The following is an 18,306-nucleotide window of genomic DNA, read 5'->3' on the forward strand; positions in this document are numbered from 1 at the left end:
ACGGCTGGATCACGTAACCAGCCAGCGACGACGACCGTACCCACGCATCCTGACGAAAGCTAACCCCACCCCCGGGTTATGCCGTCAAAAGGCCAGCGTGTACGGCATGTGTGCGCAATGCCGGTTTCCCGCGTGTCGGCACCGTTTGCGCGACCTGGATTTCTGATCTCCCTGCATATCAAGGGTTTTCGGCGCTCGGGCAGGTCGGCGGGGGTTTCCGTCGGCCTGCCGCAAGTTCGCTGAATCGCGAATCCTGGCGGTCGAATGAGAAATTTTCGCTGGTCATGGCGTGTCGGGCGTGTCGTCGGCCGCCTGGACACCCGTCTCGCGAGCGGCGCCGGCAGATACCTGACCGACTTGAACAACTGGGCGCCCGCACGGCGTATGATCTGCGCCTTTCCCGAGCTGCGGCCGGTACGGTCGACCGATGCGTCGTGCGTACCGGCCGGTCTGCGCCGTCCTCGTGCTGCTGTTCGCCGGACTGCTGACCAACGTCGCCGCACCGGCGTGGGCGTGCGGTTGCGGGGCGTACATCCCCGACCGGGCCGGCGCGACCGTCGTCGACGAGCGGGCCCTCATTGCCTGGGACGGCAGCACCGAGGACATCCTGATGTCCTTCGGGGTCACCGGCAGCTCCGAGCGGGCCGCCTGGGTGATGCCGGTGCCGTCGGCGGCCCGGGTGACCCTCGGTGACCACGCGGTGTTCGACGACCTCGCCACGCTGACCGCGCCACGCATCGAATACCGCGACAGCTGGTGGCCGACCTTCAGCTGGCTGATCCAGAGCTCCAGCGGCCCACAGGAGGGGGTGGGCGCCCTCCCGCCGGGCGGGGTCAGCGTGCTGGACACCCAGCGCATCGGTCCGTTCGAGGTGACCCGGCTGGCCGGTGACAACTCGGCCGCACTGGCCGCCTGGCTGGGCGACAACGGGTTTCCCAGGCCCACCACCCTCGACGACAACCTCGCGCCCTACGTGGAGCAGGGCTGGGAGATCGTCGCCATCCAGCTCGCGCCGGACGGCACCGGCTCGTTGACCGGTGCGCTGCAGCCGTTGCGGCTGTCCTTCGCCTCCGACACCGTGGTCTATCCGATGCGGTTGTCGCGGGCGGCCACCGTGCCGCAGTCGGTGGAGCTGTCGGTGCTCGCCGAGCATCGGATGGACCCGAGCACCGTGCCGGTCGACGGTGCCGAACCGACCTTGCGGTACGCCGGGCACCTCGATGAGCAGACGGCACCCGAGGCGCTGGCGCCCTATCTGGAGTCCGGTGCCTTCCTGACGAGTTGGAGCGACTTCATCGGAGAACCGGCGCAGATCGAGCGCGATTATGTCTTCACCCGCGCCGGTGCGGACACCACGTATCAACAGGTCGTCCACCGCACCCGCGATCGCGGTGATCTCACCGGCGCGGTGCTGATCCTGGCCGTCGTGGCGGGGCTGCTCACCGCGATGTTCCTGGTGCTGCGACGGGCTCGTCAGGCCAGATAGGCGACCTGGTCGCGCAGCGTGGCCGCGGCGGCCCGCAGCGCACCGATATCGGGTCCGGCGCGCAGGATCTCGCGGGACACCGCGGGCAGCACCCGGGCGCCGAGCCTGCCGAGATCCTCGGCGCGCCCGCCCTGGGCGCCCACGCCGGGCGCCAGCACCGGACCGTCGAGCGCCGCGAGGTCCGGTAACTCTTGCAGCGTTGCCCCGATCACCACTCCGACCGAACCCGATGCGGTGGAACGGTTTTCGGCACCGGCCGCGTCGACGATCGACTGCGCGACGGTACGCCCGTCCGCAGTGGCCCGCTGTACGCTCGCGCCCTCGGGATTCGATGTGGCCGCCAGCACGAACACGCCGCGCCCGTGCTCCGCGGCGACGTCCAGCAGTGGTCGCAGCGATTCGAAGCCCAGGTACGGCGAGGCGGTGACCGCGTCGGCGGCCAGCGGTGACTCCCCCGCCCAGGCCTGCGCGTAGGCAGCCATGGTGGAGCCGATATCGCCGCGTTTGGCGTCGGCGAGCACCAGCACGCCGGCCGCTTTCAGTCCCGCGATGGTCTGCTCCAGGACCGCGAATCCGGCCGAGCCGTAAGCCTCGAAGAAGGCCACCTGCGGCTTGACGATGGCGAACTCTGCGAAGGCCTCTACACAGATCTCGCTGAACGCGCGCAGCCCCGCGACGTCCGCGGGCAGACCCCATGACGACAGCAGTTCGGGGTGCGGGTCGATGCCGGGGCACAGCGGCCCCCTGGCGGCAACGGCGTCGGCCAGGCGCGCCCCGAAGCCCGTCACGGCCGGCCGTTCCCCAATTGGCTGTGCAACTCCTGCAGGGACCGCACGCCGATATCGCCGCGGATACCGGCCTCGATGCCCTGCACCGCGGCCGAGGCGCCCTGCACCGTCGTCACACACGGGATGTTCACCGACACCGCCGCTGAACGGATCTCGTAGCCGTCGATACGCGGCCCGGAGTTGCCGTACGGGGTGTTGATCACCATGTCGACCTCACCGGAGCGGATGGCGTCCACGGCAGACCTGGCGGGCCTGCCCTCCCCCGGCTCCTCGAAGTTCTTGCGCACGACCTCGCAGGGAATCCCGTTGCGGCGCAGCATCTCCGCGGTGCCCTCGGTGGCCAGCACCTTGAACCCGAGATCGGCGAGCCGCTTGACCGGGAACACCAGGGAGCGCTTGTCCCGGTTGGCCACCGAGACGAACACCGTGCCCGAGGCGGGCAGCGACCCGTAGGCCGCGGTCTGGCTCTTGGCGAAGGCGGTGCCGAAATCGCGGTCGATGCCCATCACCTCGCCGGTGGATTTCATCTCCGGCCCGAGCAGCGAATCCACCTGCGAGCCGTCGGCCTTGCGGAACCGGTGGAAAGGCAGCACGGCTTCCTTCACCGCGATCGGGGCATCCGGGGAGACCGTCGCGCCGTCCCCCTCGGCGGCCAGCACGCCCTCCTCACGGAGCTGGGCGATGGTGGCGCCGAGCATGACCCGCGCGCACGCCTTGGCCAGCGGGATCGCAGTGGCCTTGGAGACGAACGGCACGGTGCGACTGGCCCGCGGATTGGCCTCCAGGACGTAGAGCACATCGTCCTTGAGCGCGTACTGCACGTTGAGCAGACCCACGACGCCGATACCGTGTGCCAACGCCTCGGTGGCCTCACGGACCTTCTCGATATCGGTGCGGCCCAGCGTGACCGGCGGCAGCGCGCACGCGGAGTCACCGGAGTGGATACCGGCCTCCTCGATGTGTTCCATCACGCCGCCGATGTAGACCTCGGCGCCATCGCAGAGCGCGTCGACATCGATCTCAATGGCGTCCTCCAGGAACCGGTCCACCAGCACCGGGTGCTCCGGGGACAGCTCGGTGGCCCGGGTGATGTAGCCCTGCAGGGTCTCCTCGTCGTAGACGATCTCCATACCGCGCCCGCCGAGCACGTAGGACGGCCGCACCAGCACCGGGTAGCCGATGTCGGCGGCGATCCTGCGCGCCTGATCGAAACTGGTGGCCGTGCCGAATCGGGGCGCAGGCAGCCCGGCTCGGCGCAGCACCTCACCGAACTCGCCGCGGTCCTCGGCCAGATCGATGGCCTCGGGCTTGGTGCCCACGATCGGCACACCGGCCTTCTCCAGCCGCGCGGCCMGCCCCAGCGGGGTCTGCCCGCCCAGCTGGACGATGACGCCCACCACACCGGGACCGCCTGCGCCGGAAGCCTGTTCGGCGTGGTAGACCTCCAGCACATCCTCGAAGGTCAGCGGTTCGAAGTACAGCCGGTCGGCGGTGTCGTAGTCGGTGGACACCGTCTCGGGGTTGCAGTTGACCATGATGGTCTCGAATCCGGCCTGGCTCAACGTCGTCGCCGCATGCACGCAGCTGTAGTCGAATTCGATGCCCTGGCCGATCCGGTTGGGTCCCGATCCCAAGATGAGCACCTTGGGCCGCTCGGTCTGCGGGGCGACCTCGGTCTCCGCGGAGGGGTCCAGCTCGTAGCTGCTGTAGTGGTAGGGCGTGCGGGCCTCGAACTCCGCGGCGCAGGTGTCGACGGTCTTGTACACCGGGTGGATGCCGAGCCGCTCGCGCAACGCCCGCACCCCGGTCTCACCGGCCAGTTCCGGCCGCAGTGCCGCGATCTGACCGTCGGACAGCCCGCTGTGCTTGGCGTGCCGCAGCAGCGTCTCGTCCAGCACCGGCGCATCCACGAGCTCGGCGCGCAACGTCACCAGGCCGGCGATCTGGTCGACGAACCAGGGATCGACCCCGGAGGCCTCGGCGACCTGCTCGACCGTCCCACCCAGGCGCAGCGCCTGCTCGATGACGTAGATCCGGCCGTCGGTGGCGATGCGCAGATCGGCCAGCAGTTCCTCGAGGGTGGCCTCGCGGTCAGGTTGGGTCCAGAAGCCGGCGTGCTTGGTCTCCAGTGAGCGCATCACCTTGCCGAGGGCCTCGATGAAGTTGCGGCCCAGCGACATCGCCTCGCCCACCGACTTCATGGTGGTGGTCAGCGTGGGGTCGGCGCCGGGGAACTTCTCGAACGCGAACCGGGGCGCCTTGACCACGACATAGTCCAGGGTCGGCTCGAAACAGGCCGGCGTCTCCTTGGTGATGTCGTTGACGATCTCGTCCAGGGTGTAGCCGATGGCCAGCTTGGCGGCGATCTTCGCGATCGGGAAACCGGTTGCCTTGGACGCCAGCGCCGATGAGCGCGAGACCCGCGGGTTCATCTCGATGACGATGAGACGGCCGTCTGTCGGGTTGATGGCGAACTGGATGTTGCAGCCCCCGGTGTCCACGCCGACCTCGCGCAGGATGGCGATACCGAGGTCGCGCATGATCTGGTACTCGCGGTCGGTCAGCGTCATCGCCGGGGCGACGGTCACCGAGTCACCGGTGTGCACACCCATCGGGTCGAAGTTCTCGATCGAGCACACCACCACCACGTTGTCGTGGTGATCGCGCATCAGCTCGAGTTCGAATTCCTTCCAGCCGTAGATGGATTCCTCGATGAGCACGTTGGCGGTGGGTGAGGCGGACAGCCCGTCACCGGCCATCCGTTCGACATCCTCGGTCGAGTACGCCATGCCGGAACCCAGTCCGCCCATGGTGAACGACGGCCGCACCACGACCGGCAGGCCCAGGTCGGCGACGGTGTCGCGGACCTCGTCCATGGTGTAACAGACCCGCGACTTCGCCGACTCTCCGCCGACCTTGGCGACGATGTCCTTGAACTTCTGCCGGTCCTCGCCGCGCTGGATGGCGTCGAAGTCGGCGCCGATCATCTCGACGCCGTACTTCTCCAGGATGCCCTGATCGTGCAGGGCCACCGCGGTGTTGAGTGCGGTCTGCCCGCCCAGGGTGGCCAGCACCGCGTCGATCTTGTTGCCGCGCTCGGCCTGCTGGGCGAAGATCTTCTCCACGAATGCCGCGGTGATCGGCTCGACGTAGGTGTGATCGGCGTACTCCGGGTCGGTCATGATGGTCGCCGGGTTCGAGTTGATCAGGCTGACCTGCAGACCCTCGGCACGCAGCACGCGGCAGGCCTGGGTGCCCGAGTAGTCGAATTCACAGGCCTGGCCGATGACGATCGGGCCGGACCCGATCACCAGTATGTGGTTGAGATCGCTGCGACGTGGCATTACTTGCTCTCCCCGGACAGAAGGTCGATGAACTGGTCGAACAGGTACTCGGCATCATGCGGGCCGGCGGCGGCCTCGGGGTGGTACTGCACCGAGAAGGCGCGCCCGTCAACGAGTTTGATGCCCTCCACGACGCCGTCGTTGGCGCAGGTGTGGCTGACGATCCCGCGCCCGAACGGGGTGTCGAACTCCTCGCCGGCCTCGCCTTCGAGTGCGAACCCGTGGTTCTGCGCGGTGACGGCGACCCGGCCGGTGACGTGGTCCATCACCGGGATGTTGATACCGCGGTGCCCGAAGGTCATCTTGTAGGTGGACCGGCCGAGCGCCCGGCCCAGGATCTGGTTGCCGAAGCAGATGCCGAACAACGGAATACCGGCGCCCAGCACAGCCCGGGTGACCTCCACGATGTGGTCGGCGGTGGCCGGGTCGCCGGGCCCGTTGGAGAGAAACACCCCGTCGGGCTTGAGCTCGGTGATCTCGTCGAAGGTGGTCGCCGAGGGCAGCACGTGGCTGCGCACCCCGCGGCGGGCGAAGTTGCGTGGCGTGTTGGTCTTGATGCCGAGGTCGATGGCGGCGACCGTGAAGCGCGGCTCGCCCTCGGGATCCACCACATAGCGCGCCTGCGTACTGACCTGGCCGGCCAGATCGGCGCCGAGCATCGAGGGCTGGCTGCGCACCCGGTCCACCAGCGTGGCGGTGTCGGCGAGGGCGTCACCGGAGAACACGCCGGCCTTCATCGAACCGGCCGTGCGCAGATGCCGCACCACCGCGCGGGTGTCGATGCCCGCGATACCGACGATGCCCTGGCGTACCAACTCGTCGTCGAGGGTTCCGGTGGCACGCCAGTTCGAGGCGCGCGGCGAGGGGTCGCGCACCGCGTATCCGGCCACCCAGATCTTGTCGCCCCGGCTCTCGCCGTCCTCACCGTTCCACCCGGTGTTGCCGATCTGCGGCGCCGTCGCCACCACGATCTGGCCGTGATAGCTCGGATCGGTCAGTGTCTCCTGGTAGCCGGACATCCCGGTGGAGAACACCGCCTCACCGAGTGTCTGACCGGTCGCGCCGAACGGCGTACCGGTGAAGGTCCGGCCGTCCTCCAGAACCAGGACTGCCTTCTCGCTGGCCATCACACGTCCTCCTCATTGACCCATTTACTGATTTCACCGCGGTCATCGGCGCGGAAGCCGGTGTCGATCTCGGTGCTCGACGGCAGTTTCCAGCGGATCGCGATGATGCCGTCGAAGGTCAGTGCCTTGCCGGCGATGGCGCGTTCGCTGCGTATCGCCACGATCGACTCGTCGGGGATCCAGATCGGTCCAATACCGGTGCGCTGCAACATGATCCCCTCGGGGTACCGGGTCAGCACCGCCTTCGCGCGGAATCCCAGTGCCGCCGCGGCGACCTTGTCGTTCCAGTGCGGGGCGATGGTGCTGCCGACATAGAGGCCCTTGGTGGGGCCGGTCAGCACCGGCCCGACGGAGTCGGGCAGCGCCGGCAGGTTGCCGATCAGTTCGGCCTGCCGGGCCATCCGGTGGCGCCAGCCGGTGAGCAGCCGGCGGATGAAGAACCCGATCAGCAGCGCGATCACCGCGGCCACCACCAGCGATCCGATCAACGTCTGGTCGTTCACTGTGCAGACACTCCATTGCGCGCGGTGACCTTGCCCCGCAGCAGGGTCAGCGTCACCGTCGCCGGCAGTTCCATCGACTCGAACGGGGTGTTGTCCGATCGGCTGGCCAGCTTCGATCCGGTCACCGTCCAGGTGGTTTCGGGATCGACGACGGTGAGGTTGGCCGGCTCCCCCACCTCCAGCGGGCGACCCTGATCCGGTAGACCGACGATCGCCGCCGGCGCCTCGCTCATCACCCTGGCGACATCGCGCCAGGTCAGCAGGCCGGTCTTCACCATGGTGGCGACGACCACCGACAGGGCGGTCTCCAGCCCCAGCATGCCGGGACGTGCGTTGGCGAATTCGCAGCACTTCTCCTGCTCGGCGTGCGGCGCGTGATCGGTGGCGACACAGTCGATGACGCCGTCGGCGAGGGCGCGCCGCAGCGCCTCCACATCGCTGGCTTCGCGCAGCGGCGGGTTGACCCGGTTGCGGCCGTCGTAGCTGCTCAGCCGGCCGTCGTCGAGCAGCAGGTGGTGCGGGGTGACCTCGGCGGTGATCGAAATACCCTGCGTCTTGGCCCATTTCAGCAGCTCGACGGTGCCGGCCGTGGAGGCGTGGCAGATGTGGACCCGGGCACCGGCATCGCGGGCCAGGATCGCGTCGCGCGCGACGATGGACTCCTCGGCCGACCGCGGCCAACCGGCCAACCCGAGCTTGGCCGCGTTGGGGCCCTCGTGTGCGACGGCGCCGACGGTGAGCCGCGGCTCTTCGGCGTGCTGGGCGATGAGCACACCGAGTCCGCTCGCGTACTCCAGCGCGCGGCGCATGATGAGCGGATCGTGCACGCAGATGCCGTCATCGGAGAACATCCGGACCTGACCCACACCGGCGGCCATCAGGCCCATCTCGGTCAGCTGCTTGCCTTCCAGACCCACGGTGACCGCACCGACCGGGTGCACATCGACCAGGCCGACCTGTTGGCCACGGTGCCAGACGTGATCGGTGACCACCGGGCTGTCCGCGACCGGGTCGGTGTTGGCCATGGCGAAGACGGCGGTGTAGCCACCGAGAGCTGCTGCCGCCGAGCCGGTTTCGATGTCCTCCGCGTACTCGCGGCCCGGCTCGCGCAGGTGGGTGTGCAGGTCGACGAAACCGGGCAGCAGAATTTGACCGGCCGCGTCGATGACCTCGGCGCCCTCGGCCTCGATACCGGAGCCGATCTCGGCGATCTGACCGTCGGCGACACGCACATCGACGGGATCGCCTTCACCGTAGAGCCGCACGCCCCTGATCAGCACACTCACACCGTCACCTCTGTCCCGGCGCCGACCAGCAGGTGGAACAGCACCGCCATCCGTACATGAACTCCGTTGGAAACCTGCTGCAGCACCGCCGATTGCGATGAATCCGCCACCGAGTAGGCGATCTCCATACCGCGCAGCATCGGGCCGGGGTGCAGCACCACGGCGTGCTCGGCGAGCTTGGCCTGCCGCTTCTCGGAGAGGCCGTAGAGCACCGAATACTCCCGCGCCGAGGGAAAGAAACCGCCGTTCATCCGTTCGGCCTGCACCCGCAGCATCAGCACCGCGTCGGCGGCGGGCAGTTCTGCGTCCAGATCGTGGGATACCGTCACCGGCCACCCGGACACCCCGACCGGCAGCAGGGTGGGCGGTGCCACCAGCACCACCTCGGCTCCCAGGGTGGCGAGCAACTCGACATTGGAGCGCGCCACCCGGCTGTGCAGCACGTCGCCGACGATCACCACCCGCCTGCCCTCGATGGAGCCGAGGCGCTGGCGCAGCGTCAGGGCGTCGAGCAACGCCTGGGTGGGGTGTTCGTGGGTGCCGTCGCCGGCATTGATCACCGCGGGACCGGAGCCGTCCGGCTCCACGGTCCACTCGGAGAGTTGTTGGGCCGCACCGGAAGCCGGGTGCCGGATGATCAGCGCGTCGGCGCCCGCGGCCCGCAGGGTCAGCGCGGTGTCGCGCAGCGATTCGCCCTTGACCACCGAGGATCCCGAGGCGCTGACGTTGATGACGTCGGCACTCATCCACTTGCCCGCGACCTCGAATGACACCCGGGTCCGGGTGGAGTTCTCGTAGAACATGGTGATGATGGTGCGCCCGCGCAGGGTGGGCAATTTCTTGACCTCGCGGCCGAGCAGCGCCTCCCGGAACCGGTCGGCGTCGTCGAGCAGCGCGACCGCCTCATCGCGCGACAGGTCCGCGGCGGTGAGTAGATGCTTCATCTGGGAGGTCCTCCGTACGGTGCGATCCTCACGCTGTCCTCCCCATCGGGCTCCTGCAGCCGTACCTTGACGTTCTCCGACCGCGACGTGGGCACGTTCTTGCCGACGTAGTCCGCGCGGACCGGCAGCTCGCGGTGGCCGCGGTCGACGAGCACCGCCAGCTGCACGATGCGGGGCCGCCCGATATCACGGAGCGCATCCAGCGCCGAGCGCACCGAACGACCGGAATACAGCACGTCGTCGACCAGGATCACCAGCGCGCCGTCGATACCGCCGGCCGGGATGGAGGTCGACTCCAGCGGCCGCGGGGGTTTGGAGTTCAGGTCGTCGCGGTAGAGCGTGATGTCCAGCGCGCCATACGGCAGCGTGACATCGGCGAACTCCTTGACCTTCTCCGCGAGCCTGGCCGCCAGCGTCACCCCGCGGGTGGGGATGCCCAGCAGCACGACGCGCGGGGCATCCGGCGCGTCGAGCGCGGTCTTCTCGATGATCTGGTGCGCGATGCGCGAGATCGTCCGGCTCACATCGGCGGCGGACATCAATTCCCGGTCGGGACTGGCAGGGTTTGCGGCAGCCACGAGTAAACCCGGACCTCCTTCTCCGCCTCTCGGGACGGATCGTTAAAGGACGTCGAACTGCCGGTCAGCCTATCAGGCCGGTGACGCGACCCCGTCGCGCAGCGATGTGCCCTTCGTCTCGGGCAGCGCCCAGGTGGACAGCACGCTGACCGCGACGAACACCGCCATCATCAGGCCCACGGCCCAGCCGCCGACGTCGTCGACCAGCAGCCCGGCGACCAGCGGCGGCAGCGCCCCGCCGACGATCCCGGCCAGGTTGAACGCCAGCCCCGCCCCGGTGTAGCGGTAGCGGGTGGCGAACGTCTCCGGCAGGAACGAGGCGATCGGTCCGTAGGAGATCCCGAAGACGCAGAACGTGCCACCGATCGCGACCGCGAACAGCACCATGGATCCGGTGTCGATCATCGGCATCACCAGGAACGACCATGGCAGTGCGATGCCGAACCCGGTGAGAATGATCCGGCGCCGTCCGCACCGGTCGGACAAGACGGCCGAGATCGCGGTGGTGGTCATCAGCGCCACGCCGGCCAGCACCCCGACAGCCAGGATGAGGCCGCGCGGATGCCCGATCTGGGTGCTGGCGTAACTCAACAGGTAGGTACCGCCCAGGAAGCTCATGGTGAAGATGCCCACCATGCAGCCCGCGGCCAGCAGTACCTGCCGCAGCTGGGTGCGCAGCAGTTCGGCCAGCGGCGCCCGGGGTGTGGTGTCGCGGTCGCGCTCCTCCCGGAACACCGGGGTTTCCTCGATGGTCAGCCGGATGTAGAGCGCCACGATCACCAGCAGCCCGCTGAACAGGAACGGCACCCGCCAGCCCCAGCTCAGGAACACCGCGCTCTTCTCCCCGATCGTGACGTTGGCGATGAGGAAGACCAGGTTGCTGACCGCCAGCCCAGCGCCCGCGCCGAGTTGGGTGAACATGCCGTAGCGGCCGCGCTGCGCGGCGGGCGCATACTCGGCCGAGAGCAGCGCCGAACCGGCCCACTCCCCGCCGACGGCGAACCCCTGGCACAGCCGCAGGCACAACAGCAGGATCGGCGCCGCGACCCCGATGGAGGCGGCGCTGGGCACCAGGCCCACCCCGACCGTCGAGATGCCCATGATCAGCAGGGTGGCGACCAGGGTCCTCTTGCGGCCCAGTCGATCTCCGAAATGCCCGAACACCGCCGCGCCGACGGGGCGGGAGAAGAACGCCGCGGCGAAGGTGGCCAGCGACGACACGGTAGCCAGGGCCGGGCTCATGTTCGGGAAGAACACGTGCGGGAAGATCAGCGCCGCGGCGGTCCCGTAGATGTAGAAGTCGTAGAACTCGATGGCGGTGCCCACGAAGCTCGCGAAAGCCACCTTCCGCATCTGCATGTCGCACACGTTAACGTCAGCCGGGTGAATCTCGACAACAACCGCGCCTCCATCTCCGAGGCCATCGACGGAGGCCTGCTCGCCGGTGCCGTCACCCTGGTCTGGCATGCCGGGCAGGTGGTGCAGGTCAATGAGTTGGGTCACCGCGATATCGCGGCCGGCCTGCCGATGCAGCGCGACACCATCTTCCGAATCGCCTCGATGACCAAGCCGGTGACGGTGGCGGCCGCGATGACCCTGGCCGAAGAAGGGCTGTTCGCGCTCGACGATCCGGTGGCCCGGTGGCTGCCCGAGATTGCCGGGCTGCGGGTGCTGATCGAACCGCGCAGCGCGCTGGACGACACCACTGCCCTGCGCCGGCCCATCACCTTCGACGATCTGATGACCCACCGCGCCGGCTTCGCCTACCCGTTCTCCATCACCGGGCCGCTGGCCAAGGCCTATGGCCGGCTCTCGTTCCGGCAGAACGAGGAGCGCTGGCTCACCGAACTGGCCCAGTTGCCGCTGGCGCATCAGCCCGGGGTCCGGATCACCTACAGCCACGGCACCGATGTGCTGGGCATCGCGATCTCGCGGATGGCGGGCAAGCCGCTACACGAACTGCTGGCCGAGCGCATCTTCGGACCACTGGGCATGTCCGACACCGGTTTTGCGGTCAGCCTGCAACAGCGCCGCCGGATGGCCACCATGTATGGACTCGGGGAGAACGAAGAATTACGCGACGATGTGATGGGTCCCCCGGCGCTGACGCCGCCCGAATTCTGCGCCGGCGGTGCGGGTTTGATGTCGACCGCCGACGACTACCTGGCGTTCGCCCGGATGCTGCTGGGTGAGGGCACCGTCGACGGGGTGCGCGTGCTCTCCCCGCAATCGGTGCGGTTGATGCGTACCGACCGGCTGACCGCGGAACAGAAGGAACAGAACTTCCTGGGGGTGCCGTTCTGGATCGGCCGCGGGTTCGGCCTGAGCATGTCGGTGGTCACCGATCCTGCCCAGTCCGAGCGGTTCTTCGGCCCCGGCGGGCTCGGCACGTTCGGCTGGCCGGGCGCCTTCGGCACCTGGTGGCAAGCCGACCCGGCCAATGACGTCATCGTGCTCTACCTGATCCAGAATTATCCGGATCTGACCGCCGACGTCGCGCAGGTCGCCGGTAACACCTCGATGGCCAAATTGCGGATGGCGCAACCGAAATTCGTCCGGCGCACCTATCAGGGACTGGGACTCTAGGCCGGTTCCAGGGCGCGGCGCGCGTAGGCCCGGACGTCGGCGTCGGCGTCCTTGAGCGCCAGGCCCAGCGCATCCCGGGCCGCCGCCTCCGACTCCGCCCAACGGGTCAGGCTCAGCACCGCCGCCTTGCGCACGTCGAGGTGGGCGTCCGCCAGCGCCCGCGACAGCGGCGGCACCGCCACCGCAGCCGACGCCCCGGACAATGCCCTGGCCGCGCCGACCCGCACCTGCCAGGCCGGTTCGACGAGCGCGCGTTCGATCGCGGTCACGTCGCCGTCGGCATCGCCCAGTGATCCCAGCGCCGCCAGCGCGGCGGCCCGCACCAGTGGGTCCCGGTCGGCGAGCAGGGTGCGCACCGTCGTGGCACCGGCGCGCAGGGTCCCCAGCGCATTGGCCACCGCGATGCGCACCTCACGGCTGTCGTCGCCGGCCGCCGCCGCGACACCGTCGGCATCGTCGACCGACACCAGTGCCCGCACCGCCTCGATGCGCACCCGCTGGTCGGCGTCGGTCAGCGCCTGCCGGTAGTCGGCGCCCGCCCCGGCCCGCCGCGAACTGAGCACGTACACCGTCGCGGCACGGACCACCGGGTCAACCGAATCCAGATGTTCTGCAATGGCTTCCGGACCGGGAAGAACCTCGACGAGTTCACGCACCGATTCGGCGGCCTGCAGGCGCACCTCCCGGTCGGCGTCGCCCAGTGCGTGCAGCAGCGCGGCCGGGTAACCGTCGGGCAGGTTCTCCACCAGGGTGGCCACCGCGGTGCGGCGGACGCCGGGATCCTCATCGGCGAGGTAGTCGGTAAGCACGTCCAGCGCGGGTTCTTCCAGGGCCAGCACTGCAGCGATACGCGGTGACGGGGGTTGAGCGGGCGGGGCGGCCACCCGCGAGACGACGCTCGCCGGCGCCCGGCCACCGAACAGCGGCGGTTGCTCGACATCGACCACCGCGGCATCCGAGGGCACATGGTCCAGACCGGGTACCGGCACCAGATAGGGCGCGACGGRCCGCTTCAGGAAGCGCATGCTGCCGTCGGCCGCCTTGCGCAGGTTCAGGTGGAAACCCCACTCCGTGTCGTCGCGCAGCGGCACATCGGCCCGTTCGTGGTAGAGCCCCCAGCGGGATTCGGTCCGCGTCAACGAGGACCGCGCCGCCATCTCCGCGCAGTCCCGGATGAATGACACCTCCACGGCCCGCATCAACTCGTGCGGAGTGCGCGCCCCGATACCCTCCACTTCGTCGCGCATCCGGTCGAAGGTCTGCACCGCGATGGACAGCTTGGCGGCCGTCTTGGGTGGCGCCACATAGTCGTTGACGAAGCGTCGCAACTTGTATTCCACCTGTGGCTGCGGTGGCCCGTCGGGCTGGCGCAGCGGCCGGTAGACGAGTTCGTGCGCCTCGGCCAGCTGATCGGCCGGAAGATTCACCGGCGCAGCGGTTTCGGACAGCGTACCGGCCGCGTGTTCGCCCGCGAGGTCACCGTAGACGAAGGCGCCGATCATGTAGTTGTGCGGGACACACGCCAAGTCACCGGCGGCGTACAGCCCGGGCACAGTGGTCCGGGCATGCTCGTCGACCCAGACCCCCGATGCCGAATGGCCACTACACAGGCCGATCTCGGAGATGTGCATCTCGATATCGTGGGTCCGGTAATCGTGGCCGCGGTTGGCGTGGAACGTGCCCCGGGTGGGCCGCTCGGTGGTGTGCAGGATGTTCTCCAGCGCAGTGAGCGTCTCATCGGGTAGGTGGGACACCTTCAGGTAGATCGGGCCGCGCGCGGATTCGATCTCGCTGTGCACCTCCGACATCATCTGACCGGACCAGTAATCGGAGTCCACGAAGCGCTCGCCGTGCGCGTTGACCTGATACCCGCCGAACGGATTGGCCACGTACGCGCAGGCGGGCCCGTTGTAGTCCTTGATCAGCGGATTGACCTGGAAGCACTCGATTCCGGAGAGTTCGGCGCCGGCGTGATACGCCATCGAATAGCCGTCGCCGGCGTTCGTCGGGTTCTCGTAGGTGCCGTACAGATAACCCGACGCCGGCAGGCCGAGGCGCCCGCACGGGCCGGTGGCCAGGATGACGGCCTTGGCCGCGACGGCCACGAACTCACCGGTGCGGGTGTTCAGTGCGGCCGCGCCGACCGCTCGACCATCCTCGTCGACGAGCACCCGGACCGGCATCAGCCGGTTCTCGATCTGGATCTTCTCGCGCATCGAGCGCTGCCGCATGACCCGGTACAGCGCCTTCTTGACGTCCTTGCCCTCGGGCATCGGCAGCACGTAGGACCCGGACCGGTGCACCCGGCGCACCGCGTACTCGCCGTGCTCGTCCTTCTCGAACTTGACGCCGTAGCGTTCCAGTCGCTGCACCATGGCGAAGCCGCGGGTGGCGGTCTGATAGATGGTGCGCTGATTGACGATTCCGTCGTTGGCGCGGGTGATCTCGGCGACGTAGTCCTCCGGTTCGGCCTTGCCGGGGATGACCGCGTTGTTCACGCCGTCCATGCCCATGGCCAGTGCGCCGGAGTGACGGACATGCGCCTTCTCCAGCAGCAGCACCTGCGCGCCGTTCTCGGCGGCGGTCAGCGCGGCCATGGTGCCCGCGGTGCCGCCGCCGATCACCAGGACATCGCATTCCATCCGGATGGTGTCGGAAAGGTCGGGGATTTCAGTCATGTGTTATCCAGTGCTGCAAGGATTTCGGCGCGCAACGCGGCGCGCCCGGGCTGGGTGGATTCGCTGCGGGGCTGCGGCACCTCGACGAGAACGCGCAGCGAGGGCTCAGGGGCGAGCGTAGCGACGGGAGATGGCTGGGAGCGGCCGAGAACGGCCACCCGGTCGCCGAGGGTCAGTGCCTCGTCGACGTCGTGGGTGACGAAGACGATGGTGGTGGGATGGGCGCGCCAGGTGTCGATGAGCAGGCGCTGCATCGCCGCGCGGGTCTGGGCATCCAGCGCGCCGAACGGTTCGTCCATCATCACCGCGCGCGGCGCCCCGGCCAGACCGCGGGCCAGCTGCACGCGCTGGCGCATGCCGCCGGACAGGCTCTTGGGCAGGTAGTCGGCGTAACCGGTGAGGTTGACCTCCTCGATCCAGCGTTCCGCCCGGGCACGGCGCCCGGCCCGCGGTTCACCCCGGAGCTTCAGCGCCAGTTCGATGTTCGAGCGCACGCTGCGCCAGGGCAGCAGCGCGCTGTCCTGGAACACCATGCCGCGGTCCCGGGAGGTGGTGGTCACCGGATCGCCGTCGGCCAGCACCCGGCCGGCATCGGGGGCCAGCAGCCCGGCCAGCGCCCGCAGCACGGTGGACTTGCCGCAGCCGGACGGTCCGGTCAGCACCAGGATCTCGCCGGGCTGCACCGTCAGGCTCAGCCCGTCCACCACCGGGGTGCCGGTGTAGGACAGCGTGACCTCGTCGAGTTCGAGTTTCATGCCGGTCGCGATGGCGGTGCTCATCGGATGTTCTCCTCACCGCGGGGCAGCCAGCGGGTGGCCCGCCGGCCGATCAGTTCGATGGCTGCCGCGGTGGCGAAGCCGAGTACGCCGATGGTGATGATGCCGACGAATACACCGGGATAGTCGAGCACCGTGTAGGCCTGCCACGTGCGGTAGCCGACGCCCAACCGGCCCGAGATCATCTCCGCGGAGATGACACAGATCCAGGCCACCCCCATGCCCACCGACAGTCCGCCGAACAATCCGGGCAGGATGCCGGGCAGCACCACCTGGCGCAGCACGTCGAGGCGACCGCCGCCGAGCGTGCGCACCGAGTCCTCCCAGATGGTCGGCAGCGCGCGCACCGCGTGCCGGGTGCTGACCATGATCGGGAAGTACGCGGCCAGGAAGGTGATGGAGACGATGCCCGCCTCATCGGACGGGAACAGCAGGATAGCGACCGGGACGACGGCGATCGCCGGGATGGGTCGCACCAGCTCGGTCAGCGGGCCGACGACGTCGGCGAACAGCCGCGACCGGCCCAGCAGGATGCCGGTGATGACGCCGATGAGCGCCGCCAGGCCGAACCCGGTCAGGATGCGGATCAGCGACTGCCCAAGATCGAGCCAGTACTCGGCGGTCCCGACGCGGGCGGCCAGCGCCGCGGCGATCTCGGTGACGGTCGGCAGCGTGTCGAAGCGCAACCACAACCGAACACCGTTGGCAGTCAACACTTCCCACAGGCCGATGGCTGCCAGCACCGAGGCCACCCGCAGCAGCCGGTTCCGCCACGCGCCCGGCTTGCGGGCCGGACGCGCTGTCGGCGTCGTGGTCTGCGGCGGATCGAGCAGGGCGGTCATACCGCACCGACCAGTGCCTGGCGGTAGTCCACGATCTCGGTGCCCGGGTGCGCGGCGACGTGCCGCTGCGCACCGGCCGAGGTGCCGAACGGCAGGTACTGCGCACCGTCACGGACCCACACAGCTTTATCGGCGAACCAGCGGGTGCCGAGTTCGGTGTCGGGCACGTAGGCCGCGCGCACGGTGGCTCCCCCGGCTTCGGCTTCGCGGACCGCTCGCAGCAACTCGTTCGGGGTGGCCGCCGGTGTGGTGCTGTCGGAGCCCTGCAACCAGAGTTCTCCAGCGGCCGGTGCGCTGGTGGCCGCCAACGCGGTGTCATAGTCCTGGCCTCGTTCCTGGAAGGCCTTCCGAAGCGGACCGTCGTCGACGAAGCCGGCGACGTCGAGGTCGGCGAAATCGCCGATCGACTTCAGGTAGGGCACATCACCTTTGAGCGCCTCGACCAGCGAGGGCTTCAGCGTCGTGTCGAACGAGGTGCCACCGGGACCGTTGTAGAGGTAGACGACTTCCTGCGGCAGGCCGCTGCCCTCGGCGACGATGCGGGCGGCCTCCAGCGGTTCGGTGTTCAGGAACTCGGTGGCATCGAGTTGTGCCTGCAGGAAGGCGTCGAGCACCTCGGGGTGCTGCGCGGAGTAGGCCTGGCGCACCACCACCCCGTGCAGCGTCGGGTAGTCCAGTTCGGCCCCGTCGTAGAGCAGCCGGGCCTTGTCCTGGAAGACCAGCAGCCCCGGCCATGCCACGAACTGCGAAAGGCCCTGCACCTGTCCGGATTCCAGTGCCGACGCACCGACCTGCGGTTGCTGGTTGAGGACCTCGACACCGGTCTTGGGGTCGAGGCCGGCCCGTTCCAGCGCGCGCACCAGGGTGCCGTGTCCGGCCGACCCGACGCTCGCCGACACCTTCTGACCGGCCAGGTCGGGCAGCGTCTGGGCCGGCGAGTCCGGGTCCACCACGACCATGTTGAGCGCACCCTTGGGGTGGTAGCCGGTGACGGAGACGATATCGGTGCGGGCGCGGTCGTTGGACTGGGTCTTGGAGCCGTTGATCAGCATCGGGTAGTCACCCATGGAGCCGATGTCGATTTTCTCGGCGACCATCTGCGCGGTGATCGGTGCGCCCGTGTCGTAGTCCTGCCAGGTCACGTTGTATTCGGTGCCGGTGTCGGTGGTGATGTCGGCGAGTCGCTGCTCCAGGAATCCCTTGGCGCGCAGCAGTGTTCCCGCGGTGACGGTGTTGATGGTCTTGGACTGGTAGCCGATGACGACGTTGACGACGTCATCGGACCCGGCTGCCGAATCCAGTGAGCAGGCGGTGACCGACGCGGTGAGGGCAGCAAGCAGCGCAACGAGCGTTTTCTTCACGGGAGTG

14 protein-coding genes are annotated in these 18,306 nt (G+C 68.9%); 2 read left to right on the plus strand and 12 right to left on the minus strand.

Annotated features, from left to right (window positions below; genetic code table 11):
• Window positions 1-427 precede the first annotated feature (427 nt).
• On the plus strand, window positions 428-1,486 hold the full coding sequence (locus AC1DTF_RS01245; RefSeq protein ID WP_477472727.1) for a DUF2330 domain-containing protein: 1,059 nt from the start codon (window positions 428-430) through the stop codon (window positions 1,484-1,486).
• Here AC1DTF_RS01245 and pyrF read toward each other — a convergent pair.
• From pyrF to AC1DTF_RS01285, 8 genes are all read right to left on the minus strand, one after another.
• Window positions 1,474-2,274 carry an orotidine-5'-phosphate decarboxylase gene (pyrF, locus tag AC1DTF_RS01250; RefSeq protein ID WP_477472728.1) on the minus strand — a complete coding sequence of 267 codons (801 nt, stop codon included), beginning with the start codon at window positions 2,272-2,274 and terminating at the stop codon, window positions 1,474-1,476. The two genes, AC1DTF_RS01245 and pyrF, sit on opposite strands and share 13 nt — an antisense overlap.
• Complete coding sequence (gene carB, locus AC1DTF_RS01255) at window positions 2,271-5,618, minus strand: carbamoyl-phosphate synthase large subunit (protein WP_477472729.1); 3,348 nt, start codon at window positions 5,616-5,618, stop codon at window positions 2,271-2,273. Before carB ends, pyrF begins: the two co-directional genes overlap by 4 nt.
• Window positions 5,618-6,745, minus strand: coding sequence for a glutamine-hydrolyzing carbamoyl-phosphate synthase small subunit (gene carA / locus AC1DTF_RS01260; protein WP_477472730.1), 1,128 nt, complete (start codon window positions 6,743-6,745; stop codon window positions 5,618-5,620). The genes carB and carA overlap by 1 nt, the downstream gene beginning before the upstream one ends.
• Window positions 6,745-7,248: a PH-like domain-containing protein gene (locus AC1DTF_RS01265; RefSeq protein ID WP_477472731.1), complete on the minus strand. Its 504-nt coding sequence runs from the start codon at window positions 7,246-7,248 to the stop codon at window positions 6,745-6,747. The genes carA and AC1DTF_RS01265 overlap by 1 nt, the downstream gene beginning before the upstream one ends.
• Window positions 7,245-8,534 carry a dihydroorotase gene (locus AC1DTF_RS01270; protein ID WP_477472732.1) on the minus strand — a complete coding sequence of 430 codons (1,290 nt, stop codon included), beginning with the start codon at window positions 8,532-8,534 and terminating at the stop codon, window positions 7,245-7,247. Before AC1DTF_RS01270 ends, AC1DTF_RS01265 begins: the two co-directional genes overlap by 4 nt.
• Window positions 8,531-9,478, minus strand: coding sequence for an aspartate carbamoyltransferase catalytic subunit (locus AC1DTF_RS01275; RefSeq protein ID WP_477472733.1), 948 nt, complete (start codon window positions 9,476-9,478; stop codon window positions 8,531-8,533). Before AC1DTF_RS01275 ends, AC1DTF_RS01270 begins: the two co-directional genes overlap by 4 nt.
• Window positions 9,475-10,056, minus strand: coding sequence for a bifunctional pyr operon transcriptional regulator/uracil phosphoribosyltransferase PyrR (gene pyrR / locus AC1DTF_RS01280; RefSeq protein WP_477472734.1), 582 nt, complete (start codon window positions 10,054-10,056; stop codon window positions 9,475-9,477). The genes AC1DTF_RS01275 and pyrR overlap by 4 nt, the downstream gene beginning before the upstream one ends.
• A 72-nt stretch (window positions 10,057-10,128) precedes the next feature.
• Window positions 10,129-11,409 carry an MFS transporter gene (locus tag AC1DTF_RS01285; protein WP_477472807.1) on the minus strand — a complete coding sequence of 427 codons (1,281 nt, stop codon included), beginning with the start codon at window positions 11,407-11,409 and terminating at the stop codon, window positions 10,129-10,131.
• Between the two features lie 30 nt (window positions 11,410-11,439).
• On the opposite strand from AC1DTF_RS01285, the gene AC1DTF_RS01290 reads away from it, so the two are divergent.
• The gene (locus AC1DTF_RS01290) at window positions 11,440-12,642 is read left to right on the plus strand and encodes a serine hydrolase domain-containing protein (protein WP_477472735.1); all 1,203 of its coding nucleotides are present in this window, start codon (window positions 11,440-11,442) and stop codon (window positions 12,640-12,642) included.
• On the opposite strand, the gene AC1DTF_RS01295 is transcribed toward AC1DTF_RS01290, so the two are convergent.
• From AC1DTF_RS01295 to AC1DTF_RS01310, 4 genes are read right to left on the minus strand one after another with little or no spacing between them, the layout of a single operon-like run.
• Window positions 12,639-15,320: a fumarate reductase/succinate dehydrogenase flavoprotein subunit gene (locus tag AC1DTF_RS01295; RefSeq protein ID WP_477472736.1), complete on the minus strand. Its 2,682-nt coding sequence runs from the start codon at window positions 15,318-15,320 to the stop codon at window positions 12,639-12,641. The two genes, AC1DTF_RS01290 and AC1DTF_RS01295, sit on opposite strands and share 4 nt — an antisense overlap.
• Window positions 15,317-16,099 (minus strand): ABC transporter ATP-binding protein, encoded by a 783-nt coding sequence (locus tag AC1DTF_RS01300; RefSeq protein WP_057165030.1) that lies wholly within the window; start codon window positions 16,097-16,099, stop codon window positions 15,317-15,319. The genes AC1DTF_RS01295 and AC1DTF_RS01300 overlap by 4 nt, the downstream gene beginning before the upstream one ends.
• On the minus strand, window positions 16,096-16,938 hold the full coding sequence (locus AC1DTF_RS01305) for an ABC transporter permease (protein ID WP_477472737.1): 843 nt from the start codon (window positions 16,936-16,938) through the stop codon (window positions 16,096-16,098). Before AC1DTF_RS01305 ends, AC1DTF_RS01300 begins: the two co-directional genes overlap by 4 nt.
• A complete protein-coding gene (locus AC1DTF_RS01310; RefSeq protein WP_477472738.1) occupies window positions 16,935-18,299 on the minus strand; it encodes an ABC transporter substrate-binding protein in 1,365 nt (454 codons plus the stop codon). Before AC1DTF_RS01310 ends, AC1DTF_RS01305 begins: the two co-directional genes overlap by 4 nt.
• Window positions 18,300-18,306: the final 7 nt, after the last annotated feature.

The organism is Mycobacterium sp. P4_H6 (assembly GCF_056400845.1).